10 protein-coding genes are annotated in these 13,227 nt (G+C 38.1%); 5 read left to right on the plus strand and 5 right to left on the minus strand.

The features are described 5' to 3' along the window. The first annotated feature begins 1,187 nt into the window (after positions 1-1,187). From ACKVEV_RS21745 to ACKVEV_RS21765, 5 genes are read left to right on the plus strand one after another with little or no spacing between them, the layout of a single operon-like run. Entirely contained in the window at positions 1,188-2,201 is a 1,014-nt protein-coding gene (locus tag ACKVEV_RS21745) for an ABC transporter ATP-binding protein (protein WP_409368297.1), read from the plus strand. After that, a complete protein-coding gene (locus ACKVEV_RS21750) occupies positions 2,198-3,145 on the plus strand; it encodes an ATP-binding cassette domain-containing protein (protein WP_409368298.1) in 948 nt (315 codons plus the stop codon). The genes ACKVEV_RS21745 and ACKVEV_RS21750 overlap by 4 nt, the downstream gene beginning before the upstream one ends. 1 nt (position 3,146) lies before the next feature. Continuing rightward, positions 3,147-4,109, plus strand: coding sequence for an oligopeptide ABC transporter permease (gene opp4B, locus ACKVEV_RS21755; RefSeq protein WP_409368300.1), 963 nt, complete (start codon positions 3,147-3,149; stop codon positions 4,107-4,109). A gap of 35 nt (positions 4,110-4,144) precedes the next feature. Further along, complete coding sequence (locus ACKVEV_RS21760) at positions 4,145-5,047, plus strand: ABC transporter permease (protein WP_409368301.1); 903 nt, start codon at positions 4,145-4,147, stop codon at positions 5,045-5,047. 17 nt (positions 5,048-5,064) lie between these two features. Further along, entirely contained in the window at positions 5,065-6,870 is a 1,806-nt protein-coding gene (locus ACKVEV_RS21765) for an oligopeptide ABC transporter substrate-binding protein (RefSeq protein ID WP_409368302.1), read from the plus strand. A gap of 108 nt (positions 6,871-6,978) precedes the next feature. Here ACKVEV_RS21765 and ACKVEV_RS21770 read toward each other — a convergent pair whose 3' ends face one another. The 5 genes from ACKVEV_RS21770 to ACKVEV_RS21790 all read right to left on the minus strand — a co-directional run bounded on the left by ACKVEV_RS21770 (position 6,979) and on the right by ACKVEV_RS21790 (position 12,607). Beyond that, positions 6,979-7,905 carry an ABC transporter ATP-binding protein gene (locus ACKVEV_RS21770; RefSeq protein ID WP_409368303.1) on the minus strand — a complete coding sequence of 309 codons (927 nt, stop codon included), beginning with the start codon at positions 7,903-7,905 and terminating at the stop codon, positions 6,979-6,981. Further along, positions 7,898-8,953: an ABC transporter ATP-binding protein gene (locus tag ACKVEV_RS21775; protein ID WP_409368304.1), complete on the minus strand. Its 1,056-nt coding sequence runs from the start codon at positions 8,951-8,953 to the stop codon at positions 7,898-7,900. Before ACKVEV_RS21775 ends, ACKVEV_RS21770 begins: the two co-directional genes overlap by 8 nt. Before the next feature lie 13 nt (positions 8,954-8,966). Then, a complete protein-coding gene (locus ACKVEV_RS21780) occupies positions 8,967-9,887 on the minus strand; it encodes an ABC transporter permease (RefSeq protein ID WP_409368305.1) in 921 nt (306 codons plus the stop codon). Then, entirely contained in the window at positions 9,887-10,816 is a 930-nt protein-coding gene (locus ACKVEV_RS21785; protein WP_409368307.1) for an ABC transporter permease, read from the minus strand. The genes ACKVEV_RS21780 and ACKVEV_RS21785 overlap by 1 nt, the downstream gene beginning before the upstream one ends. Positions 10,817-10,945: 129 nt before the next feature. Continuing rightward, on the minus strand, positions 10,946-12,607 hold the full coding sequence (locus ACKVEV_RS21790) for a peptide ABC transporter substrate-binding protein (RefSeq protein ID WP_409368308.1): 1,662 nt from the start codon (positions 12,605-12,607) through the stop codon (positions 10,946-10,948). Positions 12,608-13,227: the final 620 nt, after the last annotated feature.

Consider the following 13,227-nt stretch of genomic DNA (forward strand, 5'->3'; position numbering starts at 1 on the left):
GGTAGTCATTCCGCGAAGCGAGAGTGTGATTCCGCGAAGCAAGAGTGTAATTCCGCGAAGCAGTGCAGTAATTCCGCGGAGCGAGGGAGTAATTCCGCGAAGCAGGGCAGTAATTCCGCGGAGCGAGGGAGTAATTCCGCGAAGCAGGGCAGAGATTCCGCGGAGCAGGGTTGTACTTCCGCGAAGCGAGAGGGTAATTCCGCGGAGCAAGGCAGAGATTCCGCGAAGCAGGTTTGTGATTCCGCGGAGCGAGAGTGTAATTCCACGAAGCGAGGAAGTATTTCCGCGAAGCAGTGCAGTAATTCCGCGGAGCGAGGGAGTAATTCCGCGGAGCAGGGGTATAATTCCGCGGAGTGAGAGTGTAAATCCGCGAAGCAGGGTTGTGATTCCGCGGAGCGAGGAAGTAATTCCACGGAACAGAGGTATAATTCCGCGGAGCGAGGGAGTGATTCCGCGGAGCAAAGTAAAATCCAGTCCCAATCTTAAAAAGTCCAGTACGCGATTTTTCGTACTGGACTTTTTAATGTGTTGAAATAATAAAATCGTTCATTTAAGAAAAAATATCAAAATTGTACATAATAGCATTTTATGATACGTAGAAACTTCCTATTTTTATGTAAAAGCTTGCTAACTAAAATTCTACATGTCAATTGGTAAAGTGAACATTATTTATAAATTTTTGGTTATTACTAAATTTTATTAATGTAATAAGGCGGTAAGATTATGGCCCAAACTAAATCGAAGACAAGGATGGAAAAAATATTTTAAAAAATTAAACGATAAAGCTAATTAATGAAAAATTAGTTTTCATAAAGAAAAACATCGTGCATATTTATTATTCTGATATAAAAAATAACTAGTATCCTTGTTATTTTATTCCCATAACGAAACACTCGAATTGCAAAAAGGAAAATAAATTTCCTATAGGAAATAATGCTTTGTGTGGCGTTATTTTTATGCTATTAATTTGTAAAATAGGCTTGATTTTGCTTAATGTTTCTATATAAAATAACATTACAATAAAAGTTATCAGATAATTCTTTCTATATAGTGACGGAGAATTATCGCGATATTCATGAAAGAATTTCAAAAAACATGATAGGAGGTAGGTTGATTATTTGTGAAAATATAATATTAAAATACAAATGACTGTATTTATCAGAAAATTGAATGTTGGAGTGAGATTGTTGCATACAGTAAATGACTTATTAACGATAAGAAATTTAACAACAAGTTTTCGACTAAAAGACACATACCATGCAGCTGTAGACAATGTTTCCTTGTCGCTTCGAAAAAATGAGATTTTAGCGATTGTTGGAGAATCGGGCTGTGGAAAAAGTACATTAGCTACAACAATTGTTGGCCTACATAATGCCATCAATACAAAAGTGACGGGCGAAATACTGTACAAACAGCAAAATTTAACGCAATTAAGTGAAGAACAATTTAATGAATTAAGAGGCAATGATATTGGCTTTATATTTCAAGATCCACTCTCTGCTTTAAATCCATTAATGCGTATTCAGGAACAAATTGCAGAAGGTCTTATCTATCATACGACCCTTACAAAACAACAACGGGAAGAACGTGTTTTAGAATTGCTAGAGCAAGTAGGTATTGCGAATCCTAGTCGTGTTGCAAAACAATTCCCACATCAATTATCAGGTGGAATGCGTCAACGTGTCATGATTGCTATTGCGTTATCAAGCAAGCCTGCCATCATCATTGCTGATGAGCCGACAACTGCCTTAGATGTTACCATTCAAGCACAAATTTTAGATTTATTAAAAGCGCTACAAGATGAAACGCAAGCAGGCATTATTTTAATTACCCATGACTTAGGTGTTGTAGCGGAAATGGCGGATCGGGTTGCTGTTATGTATGCAGGACAAGTGATTGAAGAGGCACCCGTTCAAGAGCTGTTTCATAATGCCAAACATCCATATACACGCTCTTTATTAAACTCGATTCCACAAACACATCAGGAAAACGAGCGTTTAGAGGTTATACATGGCATGGTGCCTTCTCTTACAAAGTTACCGCGTGAGGGCTGTCGCTTTTCAGCTCGTATTCCTTGGATTGATGTATCAGCACATGAAGGGAACCCGCAATTACATGAAATTGCACCTGGGCATTTTGTGCGTTGTACATGCTGGAAACACTTTCATTTCGAAAGAGAGAAAGAAGGTGTATCTGTGTGAGCTTTATGCAAATTAAAGATTTGAACGTCCATTATCCAATCCGTGGGGGGTTTTTTAATACGATACAAGATAAAGTGTATGCGGTAGACGGCGTTACATTGGAATTTGAAAAAGGAAAAACGTACGGTTTAGTTGGCGAATCGGGCTCTGGTAAGTCTACAACTGGTAAGGCAATTATTGGCCTTGAAAAAGTAACGTCAGGCCACATTATTTATGAAGGACAAGATGTTACAAACCGACGTCGCAAGCGTAGCTCAGCATATAGTCGTGATATTCAAATGATTTTCCAAGATGCCCATTCCAGTATGAATCCTCGAAAACGTGTAATCGATATACTGGCAGAGCCGTTACGCAATTTTATGAAGCTGAGTGATCAGGAAGAGCGCAAGCGTATTAAAGAATTGCTCGCCATTGTCGGTATGTCCGAGGATGTGCTGTTAAAGTATCCACACGAATTTTCTGGAGGGCAAAAGCAACGTCTAGGAATAGCGCGAGCAGTTGCTTGTCATCCGAAATTGATTATCGCAGATGAGCCTGTATCGGCACTTGATTTGTCGGTGCAAGCACAAGTGTTAAATTTTATGAAAGACATTCAACGACAATATGGGCTAAGCTATTTATTTATCTCACATGACCTCGGTGTTGTGAAACATATGTGTGACTACATTGCCATCATGTATAAGGGGCGCTTTGTAGAAACAGGTACTCGTCAGGATATTTACAGTAATCCTCAACATATTTATACAAATCGTCTACTGTCAGCCATCCCGCATATTGAGCCAGAAACAAGGGTGGCACGCAAGGAAGCTCGACAACAAGTCGAAGAGAAATATCAACAAAATCATCATCAATATTATGATGAACATGGCAAAGTATACCCTTTAAAATCTATTTCAGAAACGCATAAAGTGGCGATGTCTGGAATTGAGCAGGAGGGAGTGTAATATGTGGAAAACAGTTGTTAGACGGTTTATCGTCATGATTCCACAATTGTTCATATTGAGTTTACTCGTCTTTATACTCGCCAAGCAAATGCCGGGTGATCCATTTACAGGTTTGATTACACCTGAAACAGATCCTTCAAGAATTGAAGAGCTGCGCATACAAGCAGGCTTCTATGACCCTTGGTATGAACAATACTATCGCTGGATTACAAATGCTCTTCAAGGAGACTTTGGACAAAGCTATACATATAAAATTGCAGTTTCAACGCTTATTGGAGAGCGCGCACTAAATACATTTTATTTATCACTACTTAGTGTAATTTTAGTCTATTTATTAGCTATTCCACTTGGCATGGTGGCGGGACGTAAGCAAGATACATTATTAGACAAGTCGATTATTTTATACAGTTTTATTAGCTTTGCCATTCCAACGTTTGTCTTATCCCTCGTGTTCTTATTCGTTTTCGGCTATCGCCTTATGTGGTTCCCGACAAGTGGAACTGTCGACGTCGGGCTTGAAGCGGGCACGGTAGCTTATTTCTGGAACAAAGTCTATCATCTACTTTTGCCTGCGATGACGGCAGCTATTTTAGGTACAACAGGGATTATTCAATATTTACGTTCTGAAATTATTGATGCGAAAACACAAGACTATGTTAAAACTGCTCGCAGTAAAGGTATTCCAATACGAAGAATTTATACGCGACATATTTTCCGCAATTCAGTACTTCCAATTGCAGCGTTTTTAGGGTTTACCATCACAGGATTATTAGGTGGCTCGATTTTTATTGAAACAATTTATGGCTACCCAGGAATGGGCGAATTGTTCGTTAGTTCGATTACGAGTCGCGATTATAGTGTCATTACTGCACTTATCATGCTATATGGTTTCTTAGCATTATTAGGTAGTCTGTTGTCGGATATTATTATGACCATTGTGGATCCGCGTATCCGGATAGACTAACGACGAAACATAATGTTGAAGAAGAGGTGAATGAAATGACACAGCAAATCAATGACACAGTAAATATGGAAAGCTCACCACCGACAGGGATACAAGTTGTGTTACGAGAGTTTAAGAAAGATAAAGTCGCAATGTTGTCATTAGTCGGCGTGACACTCATCATGATTTCCATTTTTATTACAGCTTGGATACTCGATCAAGAAAAAGTATTAACAATCAATCTGTTTGAACGCTATACAGAACCAGGTGAAAATGGCTATATTTTAGGCGCAGATGAAGCTGGACGTGATGTGCTAGGACAACTAGTGATAGGGGCAAAAAATTCGCTGTTAATTGCTATATGGGTGACCGTCATTGCCAATATTATTGGCATAGCACTAGGAGTTATTATGGGCTACTACAGCGGTATTGTCGATAATGTCATGATGCGAATCATTGATTTTATTATTACATTACCGACCTTTATGATTTTTATCGTGCTTGTGTCTATTATCCCGGAATACGGCGTTTTTGAGCTCGTGATAATTATTAGTGCATTGCAATGGATAGGTGTTGCACGGTTAATTCGAAGTAAAGCATTATCGGAAGGAAGACGGGATTATATCAGTGCATCGAAAACAATGGGGACTAGTGATATCGCGATTATGTTTAAGGGAGTCTTGCCTAATTTAAGTTCATTATTAATTGTCGAGTTTACATTAAGTCTTGCTGGTAATATTGGGATTGAAACAGGGCTATCATTTTTAGGATTTGGGCTACCCCCTTCGACCCCGAGCTTAGGTACATTAGTAAGTTATGCTAGAAATCCACTCGTACTAGCTGAAAAATGGTGGGTATGGTTACCAGCATCGCTATTAATTTTACTATTAATTCTTGGAATCAATTATATTGGCCAAGCACTTCGTCGTGCTGCTGACGTAAAACAAAGATTGGGATAACAGAGGAGGTCATAACAATGACAAAAAAATGGTTAATAACGGTCGTGACATTGACAATCATGTTGCTATTAGCTGCCTGCAGTAGCACCAATAAAGAGCAGGCAAAAGACTCTGAGGGTAACAATGTTAAACCAGCACAAACAGAAGACAACAAAGTAGATACAAGTTTGCTACCGACGGAAGTAACAAATGAAGGGGAAGCCATTAAAGGGGGCACATTACACGTAGGGCTTGTTGCAGATTCACCATTTAAAGGCATTTTCCTTGCGGAGTTATCTCAGGATTCCACGGATGGGTCCATTATGGGCTATGCTTCAAATGGTCTATTTGATGTCGATGGCGACTTTTTAATAACAGATGAAGGAATTGCGAAATTAGATGTTGATACGGACAATAACAAAGTAACAATTACGATTCAAGGGGATGTGAAATGGTCGGATGGCACACCATTAACAGCAGAGGATTTAATCTATCCATATGAAATTATCGGTCATCCGGATTATGATGGCGTGCGTTATGATGATAACTTTAAAAATATTGTAGGTGCAGAAGAATACCATGATGGCAAGGCAGACACAATCTCAGGCATCAAAAAAATAGATGATAAATCGATTGAAATTTCGTTAAAGAAAGTATCGCCAGCGATTTATTCCGGAGGGGATGGCTTATGGGGTTCTGCAGCACCAAAACATCAACTTGAATCCATTGCGATTAAAGATTTAATTTCGTCTGATGCTGTAAGAAAGAACCCAATTACTCTTGGGGCATTTAAATATGACAATATCGTCAATGGTGAATCCGTACAGTTTGTCGCAAATGAGCATTATTATAAAGGCAAGCCAAAAATTGATAAAGTTGTAGTGCAAGTTGTCTCGACTTCAACTGTCGGAGAAGCATTAAAAGCAGGGCAATTCGATATCGCTTCAGTCCCATCTTCGCATTATGATAATATAAAAAACTTATCGAATATAACGATATTAGGTCGTCCTGAGTTATCATATGAGTACCTAGGCTTTAAATTAGGGAAATACGATAAAGAGAAGGGCGAAAATATCTATGATGTTAATGCAAAAATGAATGATGTTGATTTACGCAAAGCACTTGCCTATGCAATGGATATTGAATCAGTATCAGATAAATTTTATCAAGGCTTGCGGGTGCGTGCGAATTCATTAATTCCACCAGCATTTAAAACATGGTATGATGACAAACTTGAGGGCTACAACTATAATCCTGAAAAAGCGAAAGAATTATTAGATGCAGCAGGCTATAAGGATATTGACGGTGACGGTATTCGTGAAGATAAAGACGGTAATAAGTTCGTCATTCGATTAGCAGCGAGGGCAAACTCTGATACGGCTGAAGCAATTGTCGAGTATTATCGTCAAAACTGGAAAGATGTTGGCTTAGATGTACAACTAACGACAGGCCGTTTAATCGAAGTGAACAACTTCTACGATAAAGTACAAGCAGATGATCCTGAAATTGATATGTATATCGCAGGTTGGATTACAGGGACGAACCCATCACCAGCAGGCTTATACAGCAAAGGAGCGGCATTTAACTTTAGTCGCTACGTTTCGGATGATTTAACGAAGCTGTTAAATGATATTGATTCACAAGAGGCGTTAGATGCATCGTACCGTGCACAGGCTTTCCGTAAATGGCAAGAGTATATGGCTGATAAGGCAATGGTTGTACCGATGTTATTTAGTACGTCCACGATTGCGATTAATAAACGTATAAAAACCTATAATAACGATCGTGAAAATGGTACAGAGATTCAAGATTTGGAGCTTGTAGCGGATGAGCCGATAAAATAATTGTATAATGGTAAATATAGTATTTACTTCAATTTCGAATAATCGAATAGAAGCACACGTATAAAAAAAGATCCATCCAATGCATATTTGCGTTGGATGGATCATATATTATTTAGTGGCAACCCACGTTTTCACAAGATCAGCAGTACCATAGACATAATGTTGTTCGCCAACTTCATGGTATGTGGCACTTTCGTCAACTTCTGTATGTTTGTACGGAATACGTTGACGACGTTTTTCTGACATTGGATCTGGAAGCGGAATGGCTGATAATAATGATTTTGTATATGGGTGTACGGGATGATTATAAATATCATCTGCTTTACCAATCTCCAAAATTTTACCACGGTACATAACAGCGATACGATCACTGATGTATTTTACCATTGAAAGGTCATGGGCAATGAAAAGATACGTTAAGCCACGTTCTTTTTGCAGTTGTTTTAATAAGTTTACAACTTGCGCTTGAATCGAAACGTCAAGTGCTGAGATTGGTTCGTCGGCAATGATGAACTTAGGATCTAAGCTAAGTGCACGAGCAATACCGATACGTTGACGTTGACCACCTGAGAATTCATGGGCGTAACGATTTGCGTGCTCTTTGTTTAAACCAACAGCTTCAAGTAATTGGTTAATTTTTTCACGACGTTCTTTCTTATCTTTATACATGCCATGAATATCAAAGGCTTCTGCAATAATTTCCCCAGCTGTCATACGAGGGTTTAATGATGCGTATGGATCTTGGAAAATCATTTGCATTTGACGGTTAAATTTCTTTAACTCGCTTTTTGATTTTTTACCATGGACATTTTCGCCGTCGAAAATAATTTCGCCGCCTGTAATATCATATAGGCGGATGATCGAGCGACCAGTCGTCGATTTACCACAGCCTGATTCACCAACAAGACCAAGTGTTTCGCCTTCATAGACATCAAAGCTAATCCCATCAACAGCTTTAATAGGGTTGCTTGGTGAACCGAAGTATTGCTTAACGTTTTTAATTTCAAGAATTTTTTTTGCACCCGTTTTAGTCATTGAATTCTGCCTCCTTCGCTACAAAGCCCTCAATACGTTTAGCAACCGCATCTGGAAGTGGGATTTTTGGCGCGTCAGGGTGTAACAACCAAGTTTTTGCGAAATGCGTGTCGCTTACTTGGAACATCGGTGGCTCTTGTTCATAGTCAATCGCCATGGCAAATTCATTACGAGCAGCAAATGCATCGCCCTTTGGAGGGTTCGTAAGATCTGGTGGTGAACCCGGAATCGTGCGCAATAGCTCGTCCTCATTATTATCTAAATCAGGCATAGAGCCTAGTAAGCCCCATGTATAAGGATGTTTTGGATTATAGAAAATATCATTGACCGTACCATATTCAACGATTTGACCAGCATACATAACAGCTACACGGTCAGCAACGTTCGCCACAACACCTAAGTCATGGGTAATGAAGATGATAGATGTTTTTGAACTTTTTTGAATTTCTTTCATTAATTCTAAAATTTGCGCTTGAATCGTCACGTCTAACGCTGTTGTTGGTTCATCGGCAATAAGCAGCTTTGGATCTGCCGCAAGTGCAATTGCGATTACAACACGTTGACGCATCCCGCCTGAAAATTCATGTGGGTATTGGTTATAACGCTTTTCAGGGAAGGGGATACCTACCTGCGTTAAAAGTTCGATTGCACGTTTTTTAGCATCCGCTTTCGAAACTTTTTTATGTTGTAAAATTACTTCAGTTATTTGACGTCCGACCTTCATCGTTGGATTCAAACTTGTCATCGGATCTTGGAAGATCATAGCAATTTCATTCCCGCGTACTTTTGCCATTTCTTTATCACTTAACGGAACTAAATCACGGCCGTTAAATAAAATTTGTCCTGACTCATAAATACCAGGTGGCTGTGGAATTAATTTCATTAAAGCGTTACTCGTAACACTCTTACCAGAACCAGATTCACCCACAATTGCTAGTGTTTCACCTTCTTTTAAATCGAAGTTTACACCACGAACAGCATGGACAAGCCCTGCGTATGTTTTAAAGTTAATTTTTAAATCTTTTACTTCTAAAATTGTTTTACTCATTTCGGCCACCTCCTTATTTACGTAGTTTTGGATCTAATGCATCGCGTAAGCCATCACCCACAGCATTAAACGCAAAGATTGTTAGCGAGATAAATACTGCTGGGAAAATTAAGCGCCAAGGATAATCGGCAATTGCTTTATTTCCGTCAGATGCCATTGTCCCCCAAGAAGCTTGTGGAGCAGGGACACCCAGTCCAAGATAACTTAAGAATGATTCTGTGAAAATAGCAGACGGAATTGTTAGAGTCATTGTTACTAAAATTGCACCAAGTGCGTTTGGAATTAAATGTTTTAAAATTAAATGCCATGTGCTAGCACCTAAAGTACGTGCAGCCAGTACATATTCTTGATTTTTAATCGATAATACTTCACCACGTACGATACGAGCCATGTTAATCCAGCCTGTAATCGAAAGGGCGATAATCATTGGGAATAAACCTGGTTGTAAAACAACTAATAATACGATTACAACTAATAGGTAAGGAACAGCTGTTAATACGTCGGCAATACGCATCATAATATTATCAACACGACCACCAGCTAAACCTGAAATACTTCCCCAAAGTACACCGATAATTAAGTCAATTATCGCTGCTGTAATCCCGATAAATAGGGAAATACGGGCACCTGCCCAAATACGAACGAAAATATCACGGCCTAAATCATCTGTACCAAACCAGAAATCAGCTGAAGGCGGTGAATTAAACACACCAAGTTGATCGCTGTACTTATATTGAGAAAACATTGGTACGAAAATTGCCATTATAATAATGATAATTAACGTGATTAAACCAAAAATCGCCATTTTATTATGTGAAAAACGTAAAAATACTTCCTTCCAGAAGGAAACGGATTTATCGGCTAATTTTTCAGTTGCGTCATGATTTCCACCGACAATTTTAAACATATCTTTGTTAATCGGTTGCTGCGTCATTAATTTTTCGCTCCCTTCAACTTAATTCGCGGATCAATAAAGCTATAAAGAATATCGACGATTAATACCGCAAATAAAAGGATGATAGAATAGAACACTGTTGTTCCCATAATTACTGTGTAATCACGGTTTGTAATACTTTGAACAAAGTGTTTACCTAGACCAGGGATAGCGAAAATATTTTCAACGATGAAACTACCTGTTACAACACCAGCTGTTAATGGACCAAGGTATGTGACAACTGGTAGAAGGGCGTTACGTAAAGTATGGCGGAACACCACTGTCCATTTGCCAATCCCTTTCGCACGTGCCATTTTTACATAATCACTGTTGTTTTGCTCAAGCATACTAGAACGTGTTAGCTTCGCGATAAAGCCCATATGGGAGAATGCAATCGCCATGGCAGGTAAGACACTATAAATAAAGCCTTTCCAACCACTAACAGGGAACCAGCCTGCTTTATAAGCTAAGAAATACTGCATTAAGCCTGCCAAAATAAAGGATGGTACTGAAATACCAAGCACCGCAATGGACGTTGCCAAATAATCCGGCCATTTATTGTGATAAAGCGCCGAAACTACGCCTATTAATACACCGAATCCGACCGCCAGTAGCATAGCTTCAATTCCAAGTGTTAACGAAACTGGGAAGCTCTCATTAATCATATCATTTGTAGAACGCGCTTTATACTTCATAGACTCACCGAAATTAAATGAGGCCGTATCGATTAAATAATCTTTATATTGAATATACCAAGGGTTATTTAATCCATACGTTTCGTTTAACTTCTCCTCGATTTGAGGAGGGAAATTACGTTCACTTGCAAAAGGACTACCTGGAGCAAGACGCATTAAGAAAAACGTAGCCGTTACGATGACGAAAAGCGCGAGAAGTATATACATCAGCCTTTTCAAAATATATTTAATCACATAAAACTCCTCCTTCTATTTGTCAATTTTCTGACAAATATATGCCTTCGTATTTTAAAAAGAGCTGACTCGCGCCGAAGTGGCCACGAGGCAGCTCTTCGCTGTAGAGCTTAAAAAATATTATTTAGATTATTTAGCGTCTAAATCAACGTTTTTAAGTTGGATGTTACCAAGACGATCTGGTCCCATGTTTTTAACATACTTTTGTTCTACTGAAAGGTTAGTGTAGTAGTAGATTGGCGCAACTGGGAATTCTGAAACTGCGATAGCTTCAGCTTCTTTTAATTGCTCAAGACGTTTAGCTGTATCTACTTCTGCAACTGATTGTTTTAACAATTCTTTGTACTTCGGATTTTCCCAACCAGTATCGTTGTTACCGTTTTTAGCAGTATCATACATTTCTAAGAATGTGTAAGGATCGTTGTAGTCTGCAATCCAGCCCATACGACCAACTTGATAGTCAAGAACGTTCAGTTTTTCTAAGTAAACTTGCCATTCAGAGTTATCAAGACTTACAGTAACACCAAGATTTTTTGCCCATCCTTCTTGGATGTATTGAGCGATAGAAGCGTGTGCTTCACTTGTATTGAATGAAACATTTACTTTAATATCTTTTGGATCTTTAATACCAAGTTCTTTCATACCTGCTTCAAGTGCTGCTTTCGCACCTTCGATATCGTTATCTTTGTAGTAACCGCGGTCTTCTTCAAAACCACTAATTGCTGAAGGAACCATACCTAATGCAGGTTTTTGTTCACCTTTAGTAACGTTGTCAATTAAACCTTGACGATCGATTGCTAATGTTAACGCTTTACGGATGTTAGCGTTACCAGTAATTTTGTCTGTTGTATTGAATTTGTACCAGTAGATAGCTGCATAGTCATCGATTTTTAAAGAGCCATCAGCTTTGAAGCCATCAATAGCATCAAGTGCTACAGTTTGGTAAGGAGAACCTAAGTAATCGATTTCTCCATTTTTGAACATTGTTACAGCTGTTGCTTCGTTTTCAACCATACCGATGTTTACTGTATTAAGCGCTACATTTGCAGCATCCCAGTAACCGTCGTTTTTCTTAAGAACGATAGAATCACTATGTTTCCAAGTATCTAAAGTGAAAGGTCCGTTAGTTACATAGTTTTCGCCAGCTTCTGCATACCAATCTTCTTTACCTTCAACAACTTTTTGGTTGATTGGAAGGTACGTTTTGAATGCAGTTAATTCTAAGAAGTAAGCTGTTGGGTGTGTTAATGTAACAACTAAAGTTTTGTCGTCTTCAGCTTTAAGACCTACTTCTTCAACTGTACCTGCAGCATTGTTGTATGCTTCAGCGCCTTTGATTGGGTAGAATACAGAAGCGTATTCAGATAAGTTATCTGGATTTAAAGCCCATTTCCAAGCATATTCGAAGTCGCCAGCAACTACTGGATCTCCGTTTGTCCATTTTGCATCACGTAAGTGGAACGTGTAAGTTAAACCATCTTCACTTACATCCCATTTCTCAGCCATAGCTGGTTGTGGTTGTCCATCAGCGTCTAAACGAGTTAGACCTTCAAATACGTTAATTAAGATTGCACTAGATGTAGAATCTGTTGCAAGTTGTGGATGTAAAGATGGTGGTTCAGAAGGTATAACTAAGTTCAGCTCTTTTGAAGAAGCTGTTTCTGAAGAACCAGAATCTTTTTTATCGTCTTTTGAATTATCAGACGAATCTCCACCGAAGCCACATGCAGCAAGTACTAGTGAAAATACTGCAAGGACTGTTAGTAATAAAAACTTTTTGTTCTTATTCATGTGAATCCCCCTTATACAATTTTTAAGCCTTTTGTGAAGCTCCTATTTAATATACCAAAAAAATCATTGTGCACAAAATAAAAAAGATTCAAATTTATATAGTATTATCTGACATTTACAAGAATAATAATTTTCTTCGGTCTATTACTTTAGTGCGATAAAGTATTTAAATAATGAGAATTTGATTTAAAACAGCTAAAAATATCAAAAATGAATCAAAATCAAATAAATGATTTACTATACGGAAAATTCCTATTTTTTTGATAATATTATCTCATTATAAAAAATGATTCAAAAGTCACACTTGTTCTACCTTAAGGAATTTACATAGTTTTGTAGAAAATCATCGTAAAACTAAGTGAATATGATTTTTTATTAGGTAATTTCTTGTAATTTCTAATCTGAAAATATGATTAATACTATCTATAAATGATATATAAAAATTTTGTTTTGTATTTATCTAGTATTTAGCTCTAAGAGAGAAAAAAAGGGAAATGGAGAGAATTTTGTATGAAAGTGTGTGCTTTTTAGTAGGGTTAATGGAATCATTTTTGGACAAAATTGCAAGCGAATATTTTTTTAAAATAATTCATTGTGCACTTTTATTCGATTTAGAATGA

The sequence above is a fragment of the Lysinibacillus sp. 38-6 genome, assembly GCF_046245175.1.
GTDB lineage: Bacteria > Bacillota > Bacilli > Bacillales_A > Planococcaceae > Lysinibacillus.

What these genes read in the sequence shown, in the direction of transcription:
- opp4B (WP_409368300.1), top strand. Translation starts at nt 3,147, where the DNA reads ATGTGGAAAACAGTTGTTAGACGGTTTATCGTCATGATTCCACAATTG.
- ACKVEV_RS21770 (WP_409368303.1), bottom strand. Translation starts at nt 7,905, where the DNA reads ATGACTAAAACGGGTGCAAAAAAAATTCTTGAAATTAAAAACGTTAAG.
- ACKVEV_RS21760 (WP_409368301.1), top strand. Translation starts at nt 4,145, where the DNA reads ATGACACAGCAAATCAATGACACAGTAAATATGGAAAGCTCACCACCG.
- ACKVEV_RS21775 (WP_409368304.1), bottom strand. Translation starts at nt 8,953, where the DNA reads ATGAGTAAAACAATTTTAGAAGTAAAAGATTTAAAAATTAACTTTAAA.
- ACKVEV_RS21780 (WP_409368305.1), bottom strand. Translation starts at nt 9,887, where the DNA reads ATGACGCAGCAACCGATTAACAAAGATATGTTTAAAATTGTCGGTGGA.
- ACKVEV_RS21790 (WP_409368308.1), bottom strand. Translation starts at nt 12,607, where the DNA reads ATGAATAAGAACAAAAAGTTTTTATTACTAACAGTCCTTGCAGTATTT.
- ACKVEV_RS21765 (WP_409368302.1), top strand. Translation starts at nt 5,065, where the DNA reads ATGACAAAAAAATGGTTAATAACGGTCGTGACATTGACAATCATGTTG.